At 69.2% G+C, this 19,815-nt stretch carries 17 protein-coding genes; 10 read left to right on the top strand and 7 right to left on the bottom strand.

Annotated features, from left to right (window positions below; all coding sequences use genetic code 11):
* Nucleotides 1-97 precede the first annotated feature (97 nt).
* On the bottom strand, nt 98-730 hold the full coding sequence (locus ACYVK3_RS07165) for a hypothetical protein (protein ID WP_460496595.1): 633 nt from the start codon (nt 728-730) through the stop codon (nt 98-100).
* 170 nt (nt 731-900) lie between these two features.
* Here ACYVK3_RS07165 and ACYVK3_RS07160 point away from each other — a divergent pair, with 170 nt between their 5' ends.
* The gene (locus tag ACYVK3_RS07160; protein ID WP_460496594.1) at nt 901-1,488 is read left to right on the top strand and encodes a hypothetical protein; all 588 of its coding nucleotides are present in this window, start codon (nt 901-903) and stop codon (nt 1,486-1,488) included.
* 473 nt (nt 1,489-1,961) lie between these two features.
* The gene (locus tag ACYVK3_RS07155; RefSeq protein WP_460496593.1) at nt 1,962-3,866 is read left to right on the top strand and encodes an HNH endonuclease signature motif containing protein; all 1,905 of its coding nucleotides are present in this window, start codon (nt 1,962-1,964) and stop codon (nt 3,864-3,866) included.
* Nucleotides 3,867-4,138: 272 nt separating this feature from the next.
* Here ACYVK3_RS07155 and ACYVK3_RS07150 read toward each other — a convergent pair whose 3' ends face one another.
* The 3 genes from ACYVK3_RS07150 to ACYVK3_RS07140 all read right to left on the bottom strand — a co-directional run bounded on the left by ACYVK3_RS07150 (nt 4,139) and on the right by ACYVK3_RS07140 (nt 8,275).
* Entirely contained in the window at nt 4,139-5,302 is a 1,164-nt protein-coding gene (locus tag ACYVK3_RS07150; protein WP_460496592.1) for a DNA polymerase III subunit delta', read from the bottom strand.
* Entirely contained in the window at nt 5,299-7,419 is a 2,121-nt protein-coding gene (gene tmk, locus ACYVK3_RS07145) for a bifunctional MFS transporter/dTMP kinase (protein WP_460496591.1), read from the bottom strand. Before tmk ends, ACYVK3_RS07150 begins: the two co-directional genes overlap by 4 nt.
* Nucleotides 7,420-7,642: 223 nt before the next feature.
* On the bottom strand, nt 7,643-8,275 hold the full coding sequence (locus ACYVK3_RS07140) for a TetR/AcrR family transcriptional regulator (protein WP_460496590.1): 633 nt from the start codon (nt 8,273-8,275) through the stop codon (nt 7,643-7,645).
* Between the two features lie 362 nt (nt 8,276-8,637).
* Between ACYVK3_RS07140 and mshA the strand changes: the two genes are divergently transcribed.
* The gene (mshA, locus tag ACYVK3_RS07135) at nt 8,638-9,876 is read left to right on the top strand and encodes a D-inositol-3-phosphate glycosyltransferase (protein WP_460496589.1); all 1,239 of its coding nucleotides are present in this window, start codon (nt 8,638-8,640) and stop codon (nt 9,874-9,876) included.
* A gap of 27 nt (nt 9,877-9,903) precedes the next feature.
* A complete protein-coding gene (locus ACYVK3_RS07130) occupies nt 9,904-10,377 on the top strand; it encodes a type III secretion system chaperone family protein (RefSeq protein ID WP_460496976.1) in 474 nt (157 codons plus the stop codon).
* A gap of 30 nt (nt 10,378-10,407) precedes the next feature.
* Here the strand turns inward: ACYVK3_RS07130 and ACYVK3_RS07125 are convergent, their stop codons facing one another.
* Complete coding sequence (locus ACYVK3_RS07125) at nt 10,408-10,707, bottom strand: hypothetical protein (protein WP_460496588.1); 300 nt, start codon at nt 10,705-10,707, stop codon at nt 10,408-10,410.
* A 194-nt stretch (nt 10,708-10,901) separates the two neighbouring features.
* Here ACYVK3_RS07125 and ACYVK3_RS07120 point away from each other — a divergent pair, with 194 nt between their 5' ends.
* From ACYVK3_RS07120 to ACYVK3_RS07095, 6 genes are all read left to right on the top strand, one after another.
* On the top strand, nt 10,902-11,657 hold the full coding sequence (locus ACYVK3_RS07120; RefSeq protein WP_460496587.1) for a 2,3-diphosphoglycerate-dependent phosphoglycerate mutase: 756 nt from the start codon (nt 10,902-10,904) through the stop codon (nt 11,655-11,657).
* Between the two features lie 121 nt (nt 11,658-11,778).
* The gene (locus ACYVK3_RS07115; protein WP_460496586.1) at nt 11,779-13,026 is read left to right on the top strand and encodes a sensor histidine kinase; all 1,248 of its coding nucleotides are present in this window, start codon (nt 11,779-11,781) and stop codon (nt 13,024-13,026) included.
* A gap of 13 nt (nt 13,027-13,039) precedes the next feature.
* Nucleotides 13,040-13,726, top strand: coding sequence for a response regulator (locus ACYVK3_RS07110; RefSeq protein WP_460496585.1), 687 nt, complete (start codon nt 13,040-13,042; stop codon nt 13,724-13,726).
* Between the two features lie 121 nt (nt 13,727-13,847).
* Nucleotides 13,848-14,840, top strand: coding sequence for an aldo-keto reductase family protein (gene mgrA / locus ACYVK3_RS07105; RefSeq protein ID WP_460496584.1), 993 nt, complete (start codon nt 13,848-13,850; stop codon nt 14,838-14,840).
* Between the two features lie 156 nt (nt 14,841-14,996).
* Nucleotides 14,997-15,866, top strand: coding sequence for an ABC transporter ATP-binding protein (locus ACYVK3_RS07100; protein WP_460496583.1), 870 nt, complete (start codon nt 14,997-14,999; stop codon nt 15,864-15,866).
* Nucleotides 15,863-17,047, top strand: a complete 1,185-nt coding sequence (locus tag ACYVK3_RS07095) for an ABC transporter permease (RefSeq protein WP_460496582.1) — start codon at nt 15,863-15,865, stop codon at nt 17,045-17,047. Before ACYVK3_RS07100 ends, ACYVK3_RS07095 begins: the two co-directional genes overlap by 4 nt.
* Nucleotides 17,048-17,148: 101 nt before the next feature.
* Here the strand turns inward: ACYVK3_RS07095 and ACYVK3_RS07090 are convergent, their stop codons facing one another.
* Together ACYVK3_RS07090 and ACYVK3_RS07085 are read right to left on the bottom strand one after the other, a co-directional pair.
* Entirely contained in the window at nt 17,149-18,525 is a 1,377-nt protein-coding gene (locus ACYVK3_RS07090; protein WP_460496581.1) for an NCS2 family permease, read from the bottom strand.
* A gap of 370 nt (nt 18,526-18,895) precedes the next feature.
* A complete protein-coding gene (locus ACYVK3_RS07085; protein WP_460496580.1) occupies nt 18,896-19,639 on the bottom strand; it encodes a hypothetical protein in 744 nt (247 codons plus the stop codon).
* Between the last annotated feature and the right edge of the window lie 176 nt (nt 19,640-19,815).

Here is a 19,815-nt window from a genome sequence, read left to right as displayed (position 1 = left end):
CCGAAAGGCCGGATGCGGTTCGCATCCGGCCTTATCGCTCTTCGATGGTGCGACGAGTCCCTGGGGTTCTCGGTTCCCTTGCCACGAGGAGCCGGTGTTACAGCACCTCGCCGGTGGACGACTGGAAGTTGCCCTCGGTGCCGGAGGTGGCGCCCTCGGTGCCCGGGTTCGGGTTGTACGCCTCGGGGGTGGTCTCCACCTGGTCGAGGTAGCCGTCGCCGTCGGTGTCGGTCATGACGGTGTTGGCGTAGCCGTCGGCGTCCGAGTCGATGCTCACCTCGTCGACGAAGCCGTCGGCGTTGGAGTCGGTGATGACCGTGTCGGCGTAGCCGTCGCCGGTGGTGTCGGAGGCGACCGTGTCGATCCAGCCGTCGGCGTTGGTGTCCATGCTGACCTGGTCGACGACGCCGTCGCCAGAGGTGTCGGAAGCGATGGTGTCGATGTAGGTGTCGCCGTCGGTGTCCATGGCCTCGGACTCGAAGGTGCCGTTGGCGTCCATGTCGAGGTGCAGCTCGTCCGAGACGCCGTCGCCGTCCGTGTCGACGGCCACGCCGTCGGCCACACCGTCGTAGTCGGCGTCGACGTAGGTCTGGCCGTCAGCCGAGAAGGTGTCGTCCTCGACGCCGTCGCCGTTGATGTCGAAGACCTCGGTGGTGGTGGTGTCGTCCTCGACCGCGTACTCGTCGGTCGCGACGTCCTCTTCAACGCTGGTGTCGTCGTACTCGCTCATCGTTCCATCCTCTTTCGTCGAGTGTTCAGCAGCTGTGTTCCGTGCTTGTGGATAAGACTGTATGGCAGGCGACAGGGCCGTGAATCCCCAGAGTGTGCCAACCGCTTATCCTTGTTCCAGCCCGCTTCCGAGCGGAGTTATACGCGCGCTTGTCTGATTTGCCGGGAGTAATGGTGGGCCTAGCCGACAACGCCTTCGAAGTCCCCGATCCGCCGCCCGTGCTGATGCCGGTGCCGGCGGTGCGAGCCTTCGATATGCATTCGGCCAGGGTGGTCGCGGGATCGGCCGGCTGCGGCTGGCAGTTCGACCTGCGAGCCGATGATCCCGTGACGCGGGACGGGATGCTGCTGGTGCCTGTGATCACCGAGGCCGACTATTACAGGGCCGTAGACGGAGACGGGGACGCCTACGCGTCGCTGGTGCCGGCCGAGGACGTGTGGGTGCAGCGGCCGGATCCGAACCCCGAGACGTCGACACCGCCGCCGGGCTACCTCATAGACAGGCTGACCGATCCGGACGCGCCGCCGGTGCGCAAGCCGCTGCCGGCCTCGGATGTGCCCGGGCTGGTGGGGAGGCGGGTCTGGTATTGGAGGGCCGGGGAGTTCCGTGACGACTTCCGGTGCGTGTCAGAGCCGTTCGAGATCGACGGGGACTTCTGTGTGCGGGTGGTGGAGGAGGCCGCCTGGTATCGGTGGCGGCGCAGCGGGCAGCCGCCGAAGGCGCACGATGCGTTCATTCACCACCTGTGGACCCAGTGAGCGCGCTGGAGGGGCCCGGACTTCGGTTGGCTTCGGTTCGATTCGGTTCGATTCGGTTCGATTCGGTTCGCTTCGGTTCGGTTCGGTTGGATTTCAATTGGAGCGTGCGCGCAGGTAGGACTTCAGGCGCAGCGATGACGAGGTAGGAACCTGTGGGGGGTCTGACGCTAGGTGCGGGTCCGTTTGGGTGCGGCTTCAAGCGGGCGGCGACGAAGAGGTCCGTGCTTTATGGAGGTCGGGTCGGCGGGCGTGCCGGTGGGTGTAGGCGCGGGCCGCTTCGCGGGCGGGCCGTGTGGTGTCCGGTTTGTCTTGCGGGGCAAGGCTTCTCGTGGTTCCGGGCGGCGGAAACGTGAGTGTTTTCCCACCCTAATGGGTGATGGCAGAAGCCTTGTGACCTGGGAGAATAGAGGTATAGCACGAACCGGCGGAAACAGCAGGTTCGTACGAGACCTCAATGACCGAGGGGGTGTCAGATGGCCAAAGCGAGCATGAAGCCCAGCAGGACCGAGCGGACCGAGCGGGCAGCGGCCATCCACACCAACCTTGACGAAGCTGCGGCCATGATCAACCAGGCCCACGCCAAAGTGCTCGCCGATGTCATCGAGGCGAAAGCGTGGAACATCCACCGCAACTGCGGCGGATTCTCGGCGCTGCGGGAGTGGCTGGTGACGACCTTCGACTTCCACCTCCGCGTCGCCGCCGACCTCGCCGCCATCGCCCGCACGGCAGGGAAGTTCACCGTCCTGGCCGAGACCGCGACCTCTGCTGCGGCGCGGATTGACCGGGTCGCGGCAGCTGTGCGGCGCCTGGACGCCACCAAAGCCCTGCGCGTGTACGCCCGCACCCCCTACCGCGAGCCGGTCCCCTCCCCCTTCGACGCGGACACCCGCTGCCCGACGCCGGAGCATTTGATCGCGCAGTACTGCATCCACGCGACGGTGAAGGACGTGCACGCCCAGCTCGACGAGCTCCAAGCCGCCCTCGACTCGGGTGAGGAGCTGTTGGACGGGCTCGGGCAGCAGTCGTTGCAGCGGCTCGACCTGGTGGAGACCGAGAACGGCATGTTCGTGCTCTCGGGCCTGCTGTCGGCCGACACCGGGAAGCTGTTCGCGAAGCTGTTGACCACCGCCGTGCCGCCTCCGCGTCAGGACGAGGTCGACCAGGACGGGTGCCTGCCGCCTGCGGCGAACCGCCGGGCCGAGGCGTTCCACCAGGTGCTCGCGGCCCACGGGGCCGACCCGAACGCGGCGAAGCGGCACGGGCACACCGCCATCCTGCACCTGTCGGTCGACATCGAAACGTTGGCCGGGGAAGACACCGGCCGGGTCCCGACGCTGGAAGGCGACCCGATCAGCCTGGGCAAGGCCCGCCTGCTCGCCTGCGAGGGCCTGGTCATCCCCAACGTGTTCAACTACCGCACCGGCGAAGCGATCGAACTCGGCCGCGCGCTCCGCCTGCCCAACAGCGCCCTTCGGCGGAAGCTGGAACTCGAGCAGCCCGGCGGGTGCGCTTGGACCGGCTGTCTCGCACCGGTGCAGTGGACCGAGGCCCACCACATCCGCCACTGGGCGAATGGTGGACCGACAGTGGCCGAGAACCTGATCCTGCTGTGCCGGTTCCACCACGGCCGCGTCCACACCCCCGGCTGGACGATTCAGAAGACCGGACCGGGTAAGGCGTTGATCGTCCACCATGAGGGGCACGAGGACACCGACCCCGACCTCACATGCGGGTGCGCCGACTGGCGCACCGACACCGACCTGGATCTGGGCTTCGCCGACGACATCGCGAACGCCTTCCCCACCGGCCTATATCCCGAGGAATGGTCGGAGACCCTGAAACCCGACCTCGAAGCGGCTGCCGAACAGGCCGAGACCGAGCAGGTCATGGCCGCCGCGAAAGCCGCCCGCGCCAAACTGCGAGCACGCTTCACCACACCGACACCCCAACCCGAGACCGCACCCGAACCGGAGACCGGAACGGGAACCGAGAGCAGCACCAGGATCGGACCTGAGCCTTCCACACCACTAACGGAACCGAAGTGGACTCATAGCCTGGTAAGTGCCGCACCGGCACCCGACTACGGACCGCCCCCGTTTTTAGGGTGCCCGCTACGGGATGCCGTGGCGGGGAAGGCACCTCATAGGCCGCCAGCTCGAAACCGGCAACGGCTTCGAGCACATTCCCATGCCCAGGCCCCGAACCGGACCACCAGCCACCCCGTATCCGCTGCCAGGCCAGCCCCAGCCCGACCCTGCACGGCACCACCGACCACCTCCGCGCCGACCAACCAACACCAGCCCAACTGCCACAGCTTTTATTGCTGCCATAGCGCAGCCGGGCCATTCACGACACCGACCCCGCCAGCGGACCGGTGACCATTGCCGGTCTCAACAGGCACCCACGCAGAGCCACATCGGCGCCCCACCCCAGCCAGCGACCCCGACCGTCCCGCCACCTCACCATCGCTGCCTCAGCGCAGGGCGACCATCACTCACGCCCGTTCCCGCCAGCGCATCGGCGGCCAATGCCGGTCTCGACAGGTCACGGAGCCTCCCCATCACGGGGGCTCACGGGGGCTCACGGGGGCTCACGGGGGCTCACGGGGGCTCCGCTATCCCGACGAGTTCATGCCGATGGCCAACAGCGCTCAGGCCTGCCAGAGCTTCGTCATCATGGCCTCTACCGCGATGCGGGGCCGTACGTTCGCCTCGATGGCCCTACGGCAATCCAGGATCGCGTCGATGCGGCGCAACAGCGACTCGGCGCTGAACTTGCCCGCGGCGGCGCGGGTCGTGTCGGCCATGTCGGGGTGGATGGGCGGGACCCGCGCACCGAACCCGGCGGCGAGCGCGTCGCGGTAGAAGGCGGCCAGGTCGACCAGCGCCCGGTCGAGCGAGTCGCGCTGGGCGCGCGTGTCCCGAGTCTTCTGGCGCTTCTCGAGCTCCTTCAAGGCGGCGGCCGATCCGCGGGCGGCCTTCGAGGCGCCCTTACCGGTGCCGCCCTTGCCGAGCGCGGTCTCCAGTGCCTCGCGTTCGGCCGTGGACCGCTCGGTGTAGGTGCCGGCCGCTTCGGCCTCGGCGGCCTCGATGAGCTCGATGGCGGCGGTGAAGCACGCGCCCAGACCGGTCAGGCGCCTGGGGATCTGGAGGACGTCATGGCGTTTGGCGCGCGCGTCGGGGTCGGAGGCGAGACGCCTGGCGCGGCCGACGTGCCCTTGGGCAGCCGCGGCGTACAGCTCGGCCTCGTGCCGGTCGAGGCCGTCGCGGGCGACCAGGAGGTCGGCGATGGCCCCGGCGGGCGGCTGCCGCAGCACCAGGACGCGGCAGCGCGAGCGGATCGTCACCGATATCTCGGCGGGGTTGGTCGAGGGCGCGCACAGCAGGAACGCCGTCCGCGAGGGCGGCTCTTCGACGGCCTTGAGCAGGGCGTTCGCGGCGGCCTCGGTGAGTCGGTCGGCGTCCTCGATGATGAGGACCTGCCAGCGCCCCGACGTGGGCGTGCGTCCGGCATCGAGGATGAGCGTGCGGACCTGATCGACGCCGAGGGAGAGGCCTTCGGGGATGACGCGGGTGACGTCGGGGTGGGTGCCGCCCATGACGGTGCGGCAGGCGTGGCATTCGCCGCAGCCGCCGCTCTCGCATTGGAGGGCGGCGGCGAAGGCCACGGCGGCGGTGGAGCGGCCCGACCCCGGCGGGCCGGTGAACAGCCAGGCGTGGGTCATGCCGAGGCCGCGCGCGGCCTCGGCGAGGATGCGCTGGGCCTCGTCCTGGCCGACGAGTTCGTCGAAGACGCTGCCTGCCGCTGTCGTCATGGCCTTCCGGCCTCCTCGGCGACGCTGCCCCAGGCGTTGTCGGTCTTGTCGTGGTCGAGGCCCGGCCAGCGGGTCTCGGTGCGGGTGGCGTCGGCGCGGATGTCCAGGCGCGAGGCGACGGCGTCGCGGACGGTGGCGGCGATCTCGTCTGGGCTGCCGCCCTCGCTGATGACGAGGTACCGCTTGGGGTCCTTGTCGGCGAGTTCGAGGAAGGTCTGGCGGACACGCTCGTGGAAGTCGACGTCTTCTCGTTCGAGGCGGTCGCCGTCGCCGCCGGCCTTGGCGCGGCGCAGGCCGTCTTCGGGTTCGACGTCGAGCACGACGGTCAGGTCGGGCTTGAGCCCGCCGGTGGCCCAGGAGGAGAGCCAGGCGATCTCCTTCTTGCCGAGGCTGCGCCCGGAGCCCTGGTAGGCGATGGAGGAGTCGATGTAGCGGTCGGAGACGACGACGGCGCCGCGTTCGAGGGCGGGCCGGATGACCTTGTCGACGTGCTGGGCGCGGTCGGCGGCGTAGAGGAGGGCCTCGGCGCGGGGGGCGGGCGAGGATTCGCCGCCGGAGTCGAGCAGGAGCGTGCGGATGCGCATGCCGATGTCGGTCGCGCCGGGCTCGCGGGTGAGGACGGCCTCGTAGCCGCGGAGCTTAAGCCACGCGGAGAGTTTGACGGCCTGAGTGGACTTGCCGGCGCCTTCGCCGCCTTCGAAGACGACGAAGAAGCCCTTGCTGTCGGTTGGGACGGCGAGGCTGATGGGCCGTCCGCGCAGGGAGGACCACAGGTCGGCGAGGACCGGGACGCCGGGCTTGTCGTCCATGCGGCGGAACGCGGCGACGCCGAGCCAGATGACGAGGACGGCCGCGGCGAAGAGCAACACTCGGGCCATGGAGATCTGGACGGTGGTGAAGCCGAGGTCGAGCTGGCGGGCGGCGTGCCAGCCGGCGAGGGGCGCGGCGGCGGTCATGGAGACCATGAGGATGACGCGGGCACTGACGGCGATGAAGGCGAACATGCGGCCGCGGATCACGTCTTCGACCTCGCGTTGGAGGAGCGTGATGCCGGCGAGGAACGCCATGCCGGCGCCGAGCCCGATGGTGACCGAGCCGATCAGGGAGACCCACAGCCAGGGGGCGAGGGCGTCGATGGCGAGTCCGGTGCCGGCGAGGACGATGCTCATGCCGAACCAGCGCAGGCGCGAGAGCTCCCGGATCATCTTCGGCCCGAGCGCGATGCCGAGACCGAGGCCGAGGAACAGGAAGACGGCGAGGATGTAGAAGGCGGCGTCGCCGGCGCCGATGTTGGCGGCGTAGAAGGTGCCGACGCCGATGAGGACGCCGGCGCCGCTGAAGGCGCCGAGCATGCCGAGGATGAGTCCGCGGACGCTGTCGCGGTCGCGCAGGTAGGTCCAGCTTTCGACGAAGTCGGCCCACATGGTGGTGCCGGATTTGATCTTGGAAGTGCCGTCGCGTCCGGAGATCTGCGGGATGAAGAAGTAGACGGTGATGGCGAGGATGCCGAACATGGCCGCGTCGATGTAGAGGGCCAGGACCATCGGTTGGGCCCAGGAGCCGAGGTTGGACCAGACGTTCGCGCCGCGTTCGAGGATGGCCAGGACGCCGAAGGCCAGCGGCGGAGCGAGGCCGTAGGTGGTGACGAGGCTGAGCTGATTGGCGGCCTCGTACTGCTGGGTCGGCAGCAGGTTCGGGACGGCGGCTTCCTTGGCGGGCGACCAGATGAGGACGGCGCCTTCGATGAGGAGCTGGCTGATCGCGAGCCAGGTGACGGTGATGGCGGTCGAGTTGGTGACGAGGTAGACGGTGGGGACCGAGGCGATGAGGACGAAGCGGGCGGTGTCGCAGGCGGCCATGGTCTTGCGGCGGTCGAAGCGGTCGGCGAAGACGCCGGCGACCGGTCCGAGGACGAGCGAAGGGAGGAGGCGCAGGACGATGGTGCCGGAGAAGGCCGCGCCCTTGGCGGCGGGGTTGTCGAACAGGGACTGGGCGAAGCCGGCGGTGGCGAACAGGGCGAGCCAGTCGCCGAAGGAGGCGAGGCCGAGCACGGTCCACAGGCGTCTGAACGGCCGGATCTTGAGCACCGTCTTCAGATCGGCTGTCGTGTTCGCCATGCCACTCCTCAAGTTCCGAAAGGCCGCGGGGTCGACTCTACGAGTCGCCCGGATGCGCTGGGGCCGCGCTGGGCCGACTCTTCAAGAAGGCCAGACGCCCCAAGGCCGCGCCGGGCCGACTCCTACAGAAGACCAGACGCCCTAAGACCGCGCTGGGCCGACTCTTCAAGAAGAGTAGTCGGCCCGGCGCGGTCTTGGGTTTCGGCGCATGCGTTCGAGAGTTCTACGACAGGCGGCGCGCCACGTAGTCGCAGACCACCCGCGTCGCCTCGGTGATGGCCGAGGGATCGCCTTCCGGGTCGCGCCGGAACGCCAGGCGGACCAGTGCCTGGCCGGTCTCGACGGCGACGGTGACGGTCTCGGACAGCAGTTGGTCGCCGCCGAGCCCGAAGCGCTTTTCCAGTCCGGTGAGCATTTGGCGGGCGATGTGGTCCCCGCCGGTGGTGACGGCGTCGGCGCGGCCCGGGTCGATGGCGTCGGCCAGGTGCAGGACCCGGAAACCGGGCGCGGTGCGGTACATGTGGACGTATTCGGCGACGGCGGCCTCGACGCCGACTCGCCAGTTTGCGGGCGGCTCGGCGTCGAACCGGGCCGAGAGGCGCTCGAAGTACAGGTCGATGTAGCGCTGGCTGAGCGCCTCGGCAAGTGAACGCTTGTCGCCGAAGAACTGATAGACCGATCCGATGGCGACGTCGGCGCGCTGGGCGATGGCCGTGGTCGACAGGCGGTCGTAGCCGACTTCCTCGATCAGGTCTGCGGCGGCGTCGAGCATCCTGCGGACGCGAGCGGCGCTGCGCTCCTGAACCGGCAGGCGCCTCAACGAGTGCGCGGCGCCGAATTTCGGCGTCGGCGACATCGTGGGCTGCCTTGCGGCTGGCACGGTAGCCGTGCTCATAGTGTTGTCTCCCCCCTCGTGATGACAAGTATCCCCATCATGGACGACTTGCCCGGATTTGAGGCACATTCCAGCCCGTGTCGCGAACAAATTTCTGGCTTGTCGTCACTTGCTGTGACCGTTCCAGCCGCCCTGGTGTCACTGACGGCTTGGTCACTAACGGGGGGATGGCGGTTGCCGCTCGGGTACCACCGACGGAAGGATTACGAGGGTTTTGCGCGTTGTGCGAGAGAGCGACCCGCAGAGAGGACGAGCCATTGAAGAACAGGCGAACCCCGGCATTCCGGGCCCGGTGCCGAAAGCCTCGCGTCACACGCGTCGCCATGGTCTCGGTCCACACCTCCCCGCTCGCCCAGCCGGGGACCGGCGACGCCGGAGGGATGAACGTCTACGTCCTCAACACCGCGCGCGAACTCGCCCGCGCCGGGATCGAGGTCGAGATCTTCACGCGCGCCACCAGCTCCGAGGAGCCGCCCACCGCCGAGGCGGCGCCCGGAGTGCTCGTCCACCACCTCCCGGCCGGCCCGTTCGAGGGCCTGTCGAAGAACGACCTGCCGACGCAGCTGTGCGCCTTCACGAACGGACTGCTCCGAGCGGAGGCACGCAACCCGGCCGGCCACTACGACCTCATCCACGCCCACTACTGGCTCTCCGGCCAGGCCGCGTGGGTCGCCTCCGAGCGGTGGGGCGTGCCGCTGGTGCAGACGTTCCACACGCTCGCGAAAGTGAAGAACGCGCAACTCGCCGACGGCGACAAGCCCGAGCCGCACACCCGCGTCATCGGCGAGGAGCAGGTCGCCTCCGAGGCCGACCTCATGATCGCCAACACCATGGCCGAGGCCACCGAGCTGCGCGACTACTACCAGGCCGACACGCGCCGCGTCGACGTCGTGCATCCGGGCGTGGACCTGGACGTCTTCTCCCCCGGCGACACCGACGCCGCGCGGCAGGCGCTGAACCTGCCGCGGAACGCCCTCGTGGTGGCGTTCGTCGGCCGCATCCAGCCGGCCAAAGCCCCCGACGTGCTGCTGCGAGGCATCGCGCGGCTGCGCCGGACCGACCCCGAGCTGGCCGATCGGATCGTCCCGGTGTTCGTCGGCGGCCCGTCGAACACCGACCTCTACTGGCTGCCGAAACTCGCCTGGGAGCTGGGCCTGGGCGAGCAGGTGCAGTGGCGGACTCCGCGCTCGGGCGAGGCCCTCGCGCAGGTCTACCGGGCCGCCGACGTGGTGGCCGTGCCGAGCTACAACGAGTCGTTCGGGCTGGTGGCCCTCGAGGCGCAGGCGAGCGGCACGCCGGTCCTGGCCGCACGCGTCGGCGGGCTGCCGACCGCGGTGGCCGAAGGGAAGTCGGGCCTGCTCGTCGGCAGCCACTCGCCCGACGACTGGGCCGGGGTGCTCAAGAAGATCCTGGGCGATGACGGCCTGCGCGCGAGCCTCGCCGCCGGCACGCGTCCGCACGCGGCCGCGTTCTCATGGGGCAACACGGCGGCCGGCATCCGCGCGGCCTACTTCCGGGCCGCCGAGATGCGCATGCGCTCGCGCCTGCGCGCCGCCAACTAGATGTATTGCCCCTAGGCTGAGACCGTGATGGAGCAACTGAAGGCCGCCCTGGACGAGACCGGCCTGGAGTATCGGGTCGAGGGCCCGCGCTCGGTGGCGCTGGCGCTGCCGGGCCAGCGCAAACTCGCGATCCCGTGCTCGCTGGTCGTGGAGGACCACGCTCTGCGTGTGGAGGCGTTCATCGCACGCAGGCCCGAAGAGAACCACGAGGGGGTCTGGGCCGAGCTGCTGCGCCGCAACGGCAGGCTGTACGCCGTCGCGTTCGCGATCGACGAGGTGGGCGATATTCACCTGGTCGGGCGGCTGCCACTCGCCTCGATCGACGCCGAGGAGCTCGACCGGGTCCTCGGCGCGGTCCTCGAGGCCGCCGACGAATCATTCAACGCCATCCTCGAACTCGGCTTCGCCGACTCCATCAGAAAGGAATGGCGCTGGCGCCTCGCCCGCGGTGAGTCCACCAAGAACCTTGAGGCCTTCCAACACCTGAAGCCGCGCGAGTGAACGCGCGGCTCTCGATGCTCGTCGGCGGGTCTAGTCGACGGTGCGGCGGCCCAGCGCGTGGATGAACCCGCCCAGGAGCAGGTAGGCCAGCGCGGCGAGGCCGTAGTTGATCAGCGCCTGGATCTTGGGGTTCTCCACGGTGAACATGTCGTGGAACAACCATGCGAACCAGTCGGCGACCGCTCCGATGAAGTCCACCAGCGGGTTGGCCGGGTTGGCCTCGAGCAGGATCAGGACCAGATAGAACAGGATGATCACCGCGATGGCGGCGAGGATCCCGGTGATGATCCGGACGGCGAGCGGGTAATAGCGGGTTCGGTGCAAGACCATTGTCGTCTCCTCAGGCCATGCGTGCGGGGGAAGCGACCGACCGGGTGCCGATCGTCCATAATCGTCTTTTGAGAGTTTTACCCGTTTCCTCTCGCGCTAACCCTTCACCTGCGATTCGTCGCTCAGAGCGACGCCGGACACATCGCGTGGGCGAGGGGGCGGCGCCGCCTGCGGCGGCGCGGCAGGATAGGGGCATGACCGCTACTCTCGTGCTGCTTCGCCACGGCGAAAGCGAATGGAACGCCAAGAACCTGTTCACCGGCTGGGTCGACGTCAAGCTGACCGCGGTCGGCGAGGACGAGGCCCGCCGCGGCGGGCGGCTGCTGGCCGAGGCCGACCTGCTCCCCGACGTCGTCCACACCTCGGTGCTGCGCCGCGCCATCAACTCCGCCGAGCTGGCGCTCAACGAGGCCGCCCGCTCCTGGATTCCCGTCAAGCGCCACTGGCGGCTCAACGAGCGCCACTACGGCGCCCTCCAGGGCAAGAACAAGGCCGAGGTCCGCGCCGAGTTCGGCGAGGAGCAGTTCATGACCTGGCGCCGCTCCTACGACACCCCGCCGCCGCCGATCGATGCCGACTCGGAGTTCTCGCAGTTCGGCGACCCGCGTTACGCGGACCTGGCCCCGGAGATCCTGCCGCAGACCGAGTGCCTCAAGGACGTGCTCGAGCGCATGCTCCCGTACTGGTACGACGGGATCGTGCCGGATCTCAGGGCCGGAAAGACCGTGCTCGTCGCCGCCCACGGCAACTCGCTGCGCGCGCTGGTCAAGCACCTCGACGGGGTCTCGGACGAGGACATCGTCGGCCTGAACATCCCCACCGGCATGCCGCTGCGCTACGAGCTCGACGACGAGACGCTCAAGCCGCTCGTCGCCGGCGGCGAGTACCTCGACCCGGAGGCGGCCGCCGCGGCCGCCGCGGCCGTCGCCGCCCAGGGGAAGAAGCAGTAACCCGCCGTTTCCCTTCGAGGAGGGTGAACGGAAGGTGACATGCACGACCGGCCCGGCGCCCAGCGTCGGGCCGGCGTCGTCAACGGACCGGAACGGCCCTGCGAGTGGATAAGCTGGAAACGTGCCGCACCATGATTCGAATCCACGGCCCCCGAAGCCGCGCAGGACCGCCGGCGGAGCGCTGGCGGGCCTCGCCGCCGGCGTCGCGTTCGGCGCCGCTTCGACCGCGTTCGCGCTCTCGAAGATCCGCAGGGCGGCAGGTCCGCGCCGCTCGGGCGCGAGCGTGTCGAGGGACCGCCGGCCGTGGGCCGCGGCCATCGACCTGCTGCGCACCGGCGTGTGCCTGGTCGACGAGACCAACCGCGTCCTGTACGCCAACAGCGCCGCGCGCGACGTGGGCCTGGTCGACGACGTCGAGATCACCTCGCTGACGCTGCGGGCGCTGCTGGCGCAGGCGAGGCGCTCGGGCCGATTCCGGGACGCCGAGCTGGACGTCCCCTCACCGGGCATGGGCGAGCCGTCGGCGGTGCGCGCGCGCATCACCCCGCTCGCCGAGGGCATGGCCGTGGTCGAGCTCCAGGACATCTCCGAGCTGCACCGCGTCGAGCGGGTGCGGCGCGACTTCGTGGCGAACATCAGCCACGAGCTGAAGACGCCGGTCGGGGCGATGCAGATCCTCTCGGAGGCGCTCAAGGACGCCTCGGAGGATCCCGACGCGGCGGCCCGCTTCGCCGACCGCATCCAGGCCGAGTCGGCGCGCATGAGCCATCTCATCAGCGATCTGTTGGAGCTCTCGCGCCTCCAGGGCGCCGAGAAGCTGCCCGATCCCGAGCCGGTGTCGGTCGACCGGATCGTCGCCGAGGCGTTCGACCAGACACGGATCGCGGCCGAGAAGAAGGGCATCGAGCTCAAGGTGAACGGCGTCTGCGGGCTCGAGGTGCTCGGCTCGGAGTCGCAGCTGGTGATGGCGATGAAGAATCTCGTGGACAACGCCATCGCGTATTCACCTGAGGAGACCAACGTCGAGGTGACCACCTCGCTGTGCCGTCCGAGCGGTTCGGTGGCCAAGTCGCAGACCGTGTGCATCGGGGTGCGCGACGAGGGAATCGGCATTCCCCCAGAGGAACTGGACCGGATCTTCGAGCGGTTCTACCGGGTCGACGCGGCGCGCTCCAGGGCCACCGGCGGCACGGGCCTCGGATTGGCCATTGTCAAACACGTCGCGGTGAATCACGGTGGTCGTGTCGAGGTGTCCAGCATGCCTGAATCTGGTTCAATGTTTACCTTGATGTTGCCTGCTCGTTCCCTTCCGGCCGACGTCAAGGCACCGGGCTCGGATGAAATCGACAGATCAGACAATGTTTGCTAGGGAAGGTTGACCCGTGACCCGCGTGCTCGTAGTTGAAGACGAGGAATCGTTCTCCGACGCCCTGTCCTACATGCTCCGCAAGGAGGGCTTCGAGGTGTCCGTCGCCGCCGACGGCGACGCCGCCATCAAGGAGTACGAGCGCACCGGCGCCGACGTGGTCCTGCTCGACCTCATGCTGCCGGAGAAGTCCGGCACCGAAGTGTGCCGCGAGCTGCGGGCGAACTCGAACGTCCCGATCATCATGGTCACCGCCCGCGATTCCGAGGTGGACAAGGTGGTGGGTCTGGAGCTGGGAGCGGACGACTACATCACCAAGCCGTACTCCTCGCGCGAGCTGGTGGCCCGCATCCGCGCGGTCCTGCGCCGCTCGGCCGAGCCCGACGACCCGATCGTCACGGTCCTGGAGGCCGGGCCGGTGCGCATGGACGTCGACCGCCACACCGTCTCGGTCGGCGGCGACGACGTGCAACTGCCGCTCAAGGAGTTCGAGCTGCTGGAGATGCTCCTGCGCAACGCCGGGCGGGTCCTCACCCGCGGCCAGCTCATCGACCGCGTCTGGGGCGCCAACTACGTCGGCGACACCAAGACCCTCGACGTGCACGTCAAGCGCCTGCGCTCCAAGATCGAGCCCGAGCCGGGCAAGCCGCGGCACCTGGTGACGGTCCGGGGCCTGGGCTACAAGTTCGACCCGCACGCCTGACAGGGCCTGGGCCACGAGTTCGATCCCCACGCACCATGCACAGGGGGCCCGGGCCATCAGTCCGACCCGCATGCCTAGCGCTCACTGGTGCGCAACCGTCACGGTGGCATAGGCTCACGGCGTGACTTTCGCTCCCTCGGACGCCCGATACGAATCCATGCCGTACCGCCGCAGCGGGCGCGGCGGCCTCAAGCTGCCCGCCATCTCGCTCGGCCTGTGGCACAACTTCGGTGACACCCGGCCGCACGAGACGCAGCGCGACATCCTGCGCCGCGCCTTCGACCTCGGCGTGACGCACTTCGACCTGGCCAACAATTACGGGCCGCCCGCCGGCTCCGCCGAGGAGCACTTCGGCCGGCACCTGTCCGCGGACTTCCGGCCGTACCGCGACGAGCTGGTGATCTCCTCGAAGGCCGGCTACAGGATGTGGCCGGGCCCGTACGGCGACTTCGGCTCGCGCAAGTACCTCATCGCCTCACTCGACCAGTCGCTGGCGCGGATGGGCCTGGACTACGTCGACATCTTCTACCACCACCGGCCCGACCCCGACACGCCGCTGGAGGAGACCATGGGCGCGCTCGACGCGATCGTGCGCTCGGGCAAGGCGCTGTACGTCGGCGTCTCGAACTACAACGCCGAACAGGTCAGGGCCGCCGCGGCGCTGTTGCGCGAGCTCGGCACGCCGCTGCTCATCGACCAGCCGTCGTACTCGATGTTCAACCGCTGGACCGAGCGCGACGGCCTGCTCGACGCGCTCGAGGAGGTCGGCGCGGGCTGCATCGCGTTCAGCCCGCTCGCCCAGGGCCTCTTGACGAACCGCTACCTCGACGGCATCCCCGCGGACTCGCGGGTGCGCACCAGCCAGTTCCTCGGCGAGGACGCGCTCGACGACGCCACCATGGAGCGCGTCAAGGGCCTCAACGCCATCGCCGCCGAACGCGGCCAGTCGCTGGCGCAGATGGCGCTGGCCTGGGCGCTGCGCGACGAGCGCATGACGAGCCTCATCATCGGCGCGAGCAGCGTCGCTCAGTTGGAGGACAATGTCGCCGCGGTCGGCGGGCTCGAGTTCAGCGACGACGAGCTGGCCGCGATCGAGCGCTACGCCGTCGGATAGGCACGACGCCGACCCCGCACCGGTGCCACCGCACCGCGACACTGTACGCATGACACTGCGCCTCCGAGGCGAGTACTTCTCGGGGAGGAGGCCGCTGTGCAGTGAATCCTTCGGACGGGGGACGTGGCGAACGGCCCGCCACTTTAGTGTGAAGGCATGCTCGAAATCAAGAACCTCAAGAAGAGGTTCGGCGACACGATCGCCCTCGACGGGGTGTCGCTGTCGGCCGAACCGGGCGAGGTGGTGGGCTTCGTCGGCGCCAACGGCGCCGGCAAGACCACCACCATGCGCATCGCAATGGGCGTGCTCGCCCCCGACTCCGGGGAGATCGCCTACAACGGCGCGCCGCTCGGAGCCGAACACCGCCGCCGCTTCGGCTACATGCCCTCCGAACGCGGCCTCTACCCCAAGATGAAGACCGCCGACCAGGTCGCCTACTTCGGTGAGCTGCACGGCATGAGCCGCGCCGACGCCAAGCGGTCCACCGGCGAACTGCTCGAGCAGCTCAACCTCACCGACCGCGCCGGAGACAACGTCCAAGACCTCTCGACGGGCAACCAGCAGCGCGTCCAGCTCGCCGTCTCGCTCGTCCACGAACCCGAGCTGCTCATCCTCGACGAGCCGTTCTCCGGGCTCGACCCGATCGCCGTGGACGTCATGGGCACCACGCTCAAGGAGCGCGCCGCCGCAGGCGCCCCCGTCATCTTCTCCAGCCACCAGCTCGACCTGATCGAGCGGCTGTGCGACTCGGTCGTCATCATCGGTTCGGGCAGGATCATCGCCGCCGGGACCGTCGAAGAGCTCAAGGCCCGCGAGGTCCGGTACCTGCGCGTCCACGTCGAGACCGCCGAGGACCTGACCGCCTCGCTGCCGGGCACCGTCACCCGAGACGGCGACGACTACCTCGTCGAGGACGCCGACGATCAGGAGGTGCTGCGGATCGCCGCCGCCGCCGGCCGCGTCACGCACTTCGCCTACGACCAGCCCACCATCGCCGAGATCTTCCGAGAGGCCGTGTTGAAATGAGCGCCCCGAACTCCGAGATGTCCAGGATGCGCGGCCTGATGCTCGTCGCCGGCCGGGAGATCCGCGTCCGCGGCCTGTCCAAGGCCAACATCATCAGCCTCATCGTCACCGTCGTCATCGTCGGCGTCCTCGCCGCACTGCCGACGATCATCGGCGGCGACGACGAGCCCGCCGAGATCGGGCTGGCCGGTGAGAACGCCCCTGCCATGGCGGCGCAGCTCGACGCCGTCGGCGACTACGAGGTCACCGAGTACGGCAGCGCCGAGGAGGCCGAGGACGCGGTCCTCGACGGCGAGGTCGAGGCCGCCGTCGCCGACGGCACGCTCTACAGCGAGGACGGCGTCAACGCCGAGCTCCAGGCCGTGCTCGACTCGGCCTGGCAGGCCGCGACCGTCCAGACCAGACTCTCCGATGCCGGGCTCTCGCCCGAGCAGATTCAGCAGGCGCTCGCGGCCGAGCCGCTCGAGGAGGTCTCGCTGTCCGAGGACGGCGTCACCGGCACGCTCGACTACTTCACCGGCCTGATCATCTCCATCGTCATGTTCATGATGCTCATGACGCCGGTCCAGTACATCGCCATGGGCGTCGTCGAGGAGAAGTCCAGCCGCATCGTCGAGATCCTGCTGACGAGCCTCAAGCCGTGGCAGCTCTTGGGCGGCAAGGTGATCGGTCTCGGCGTCATCTCACTGGTCAACCTCGTCGCCATCGTCGCCGTCGGTCTCGGCGTCGCGGCCGGCACCGGAATGCTCGACAACCTGCCCGAAGGCACGGCCTCGGCCGCGCTCTCGTCGATCGGCTGGTGGCTCATCGCCTTCGCGCTCTTCGGCACCCTCGCCGGCGGCGTCGGCTCGCTCGTCTCCCGCCAGGAGGACGCCGGCTCGGTGCTGACCCCGCTCATCATGTCGCTGACCCTCAGCTACGTCGGCGCGATCTTCCTGCTGAACGCGCCGACCAGCACGTTCGCGCAGGCGCTGTCGATCGTGCCGCCGTTCTCGGCCATCGCGATGCCGACCCGCATGGCGATCGCCACGGTCCCGGCCTGGGAGATCGCGCTGTCGATCGGCCTGCTCGCCCTCGCCGCGGTCGGCGCGCTCGCGATGGGCGCGCAGCTGTACAAGCGCAGCGTGCTGTACACCGGCTCGCGCCTCAAGCTCACCGAGGCGCTCCGGCGCGCGGCCTAGGCGCGGACGAACGGCGGCCCGGCACCTGTGAGGTGCCGGGCCGCCGTCATCGTCGCTGGTCACTCGTTCGGGAAGGAGCGGGCCGCCACGCTCCGCACGGTCTACTCGTTCAGGAAGAAGAAGTACCCGAGGAAGACGATCAGCAGCGCGTACGCGATCGGGTGGATCTCGCGCCAGCGTCCCTTCGCGACCATGGTGAGCGGGTAGAACAGCAGGCCGAGCGCGATGCCGTTGGCGATCGAGTACGTCAGCGGCATGGCGACGACGGTGATGAACGCGGGTATCGCGAACTCGAGCCTGTCCCACTCGATGCCGCCGAGCTGCGTCGCCATGAGCACCCCGACGATGATGAGCGCCGGGGCCGTGACCTCGGAGTTGTTCGCCACCAGGCCGAAGATCGGGAAGGCGATGAGCGAGACCAGGAACCACGCCGCGGTCGTCACCGAGGTCAGGCCGGTGCGCCCGCCGGTCGCCACGCCCGCCGTCGACTCGATGTAGGAGGTGGTGGTGGAGGTGCCCAGGACCGCGCCGCCCATCGTGGCGATCGAGTCGGCCGCCAGCGCGCGGCCGGCGCGGGGCAGTTTGCCGTCCCGGAGCATCCCCGCCTGTCCGGCGACGGCGAACAGCGTGCCGGCGGTATCGAAGAAGTCGACGAACAGCATGGTGAGGACCACGATGACCATCTGCGTGGTGAAGGCGTCCTCGAAACCGGTGAAGGCCGCGCCGAACGCGTTCAGGTTCGGGGCGGTCGACTCGGCGAGGTTCCAGTCGATGACGCCGGTCGCCAGGCCGAGGACGAGAGTGGCGAGCATGCCGTAGAAGACGCCGCCCTTCCAGCCCAGGACGAGGCACACGACGGTGGCGGCGAGGCCGAACAGCGCCAGCAGGGTCGGCCCTGAGGTGAAGTCGCCGAGGGCGACGAGGGTGGCCTCGTCGGCGACGACGATGCCGGCGCCCTGGAGGCCGATGAAGGCGATGAACAGGCCGATGCCCGCGCCGGTGGCGAGCTTCAACTGGGCCGGGATCGCGTTGATGATCGTCTCGCGCACGCCGGTCACGGCGAGGATGAAGAACAGCACGCCCGACACGAGCGTGCCGGTGAGCGCGGTCTGCCAGGGGATGCCCATGCCGACGACGACGCTGAACGCGAAGAAGGCGTTGAGGCCCATGCCGGGCGCGAGGGCGATCGGGTAGCGGGCCCACAGGCCCATGACGAGGCAGCCGAGCGCCGAGGCGAGCGCGGTGGCCGTGAAGATCGCGCCGGGGTCGGGCGCGGCGTCGGGGCCGAGGATGTCGGCGACCCCGAAGCTGAGGATGCCGGGGTTGACGGCCAGGATGTAGGCCATCGCGAGGAATGTGGTGGTGCCCGCGAGCACTTCGCGCCGCCAGGAGGTCCGGTTCTCGCTGAGGCGGAAGTAGCGGTCGAACGCGCCCGGTCGTTCCGGGCGCGCCTGTTCTTCGGTTTCTTCAGTTGCCATTGGGCATCTCCTGGGTAAGGTGCCGGGCAGCTGGCACCTCGGGAGTGGTCGTGGACGGGATCGGCGCTGAACCTGCGGGTAATTTACCGTGTCCGGCGGCGCTTGGCGAGGCGCCGTGAGGCGCAAGGAGTGCGAGCGAGCGCCGGGATCAGACGAGAATGACGCCCCGGAACCAAGGGGGGAAGGTTCCGGGGCGTCTAGGGTCGAGCCCCCGGTGGCAGGATTCCGGGGGCTCGACAAGGACCGCACCGTCAAGCAGCGGGCGGTAGTCCTGGGAATCTCGTCCCTGAGACAGTTGCTAAACGCGGGAGCGCTTCACTCGGTTGCATAACGTTTAGATAACGGACTCGGAGGTTCGCGAGACCCTCGGCTACCAGTCCTGCGCGGCCTGACGACGACGCATCATGAGGAACAGCACGGCACCGCCGGCGGCCAGCGCGGCGGCCGAGACCAGGGCGATGGTCAGCGGGGCGCCGGTGGTCGGCAGAACGCCGCCGGCCGGGGTCGTCGACTCCTCGCCGGGAACCGTGGTGGAGGCATCGCCGGGAACCGAGGTGGTGGCATCGCCGCCGGGGGAGGTCACGTCGTCACTGGGGGACGGAGTCTCGCTCGGGGGCGTGGTGGTCGAGCCGTCGTCCGGAACCTCGCCGGCGCAGGTGTGCGTGACGTGGAAGGTGTCGCCCTTGTCGCCGCCGATCACCTCGGCGACGGCGTCGACGAGGATCGAACCGGCGGGCGCCTCGACATAGGCGTGCTTGAACTGCGTGCCGTTGGCGGTCGACATGATCTCGGCGTCGACGTCGAAGCGGTTGCCGTCGCCGTCCTCGAAGGTGGCGGTCACCGACACGAAGGCCTCACCGGACCTGCTCGGCAGGATGAACACCCAGCCGTCGGCGTCGTCGGGCTTGTCAGCGGGGATCTGGTCGCCCGTGCCGCACTTGCCGGTCTCCCAGTCGCCCTCGTTGACGCTCAGACCCTTGTGCGTCTCCTTGAGGTGCTCGGTCGTAGTGCTCTGTGCCTGCGCGGGCGCGGCCGCGGTCAGGGCGAGTGCGATGCCGGCCGCTCCTGCAGCGGCCAGCGTTCCGAGCTTCTTGATGGGCTGCTTGAATTTCACGTTTCGGTTCTCCGTAATCGATCTGCCGTGGGATCAAACGTGCCGGGTTCGATGTGGGCAATTGGTCAACGCGCGTGTGGCACGTGAGGTTGCATTGCTTTTGCGTAACGACCCGTTCGGCCGATCCGGGCTGGGCCGCCCGGTGCGACCGGGCGGCCACGCAGTGAAATCCTAGA

The sequence above is a fragment of the Glycomyces tarimensis genome, assembly GCF_054776215.1.
This window is presented reverse-complemented; position numbering and strand designations above follow the sequence as displayed.

Coding starts and splice junctions, on each gene's coding strand:
- ACYVK3_RS07165 (WP_460496595.1), bottom strand. CDS start 730: ATGAGCGAGTACGACGACACCAGCGTTGAAGAGGACGTCGCGACCGAC.
- ACYVK3_RS07160 (WP_460496594.1), top strand. CDS start 901: ATGGTGGGCCTAGCCGACAACGCCTTCGAAGTCCCCGATCCGCCGCCC.
- ACYVK3_RS07155 (WP_460496593.1), top strand. CDS start 1,962: ATGGCCAAAGCGAGCATGAAGCCCAGCAGGACCGAGCGGACCGAGCGG.
- ACYVK3_RS07150 (WP_460496592.1), bottom strand. CDS start 5,302: ATGACGACAGCGGCAGGCAGCGTCTTCGACGAACTCGTCGGCCAGGAC.
- tmk (WP_460496591.1), bottom strand. CDS start 7,419: ATGGCGAACACGACAGCCGATCTGAAGACGGTGCTCAAGATCCGGCCG.
- ACYVK3_RS07140 (WP_460496590.1), bottom strand. CDS start 8,275: ATGTCGCCGACGCCGAAATTCGGCGCCGCGCACTCGTTGAGGCGCCTG.
- mshA (WP_460496589.1), top strand. CDS start 8,638: ATGGTCTCGGTCCACACCTCCCCGCTCGCCCAGCCGGGGACCGGCGAC.
- ACYVK3_RS07130 (WP_460496976.1), top strand. CDS start 9,904: ATGGAGCAACTGAAGGCCGCCCTGGACGAGACCGGCCTGGAGTATCGG.
- ACYVK3_RS07125 (WP_460496588.1), bottom strand. CDS start 10,707: ATGGTCTTGCACCGAACCCGCTATTACCCGCTCGCCGTCCGGATCATC.
- ACYVK3_RS07120 (WP_460496587.1), top strand. CDS start 10,902: ATGACCGCTACTCTCGTGCTGCTTCGCCACGGCGAAAGCGAATGGAAC.
- ACYVK3_RS07100 (WP_460496583.1), top strand. CDS start 14,997: ATGCTCGAAATCAAGAACCTCAAGAAGAGGTTCGGCGACACGATCGCC.
- ACYVK3_RS07095 (WP_460496582.1), top strand. CDS start 15,863: ATGAGCGCCCCGAACTCCGAGATGTCCAGGATGCGCGGCCTGATGCTC.
- ACYVK3_RS07090 (WP_460496581.1), bottom strand. CDS start 18,525: ATGGCAACTGAAGAAACCGAAGAACAGGCGCGCCCGGAACGACCGGGC.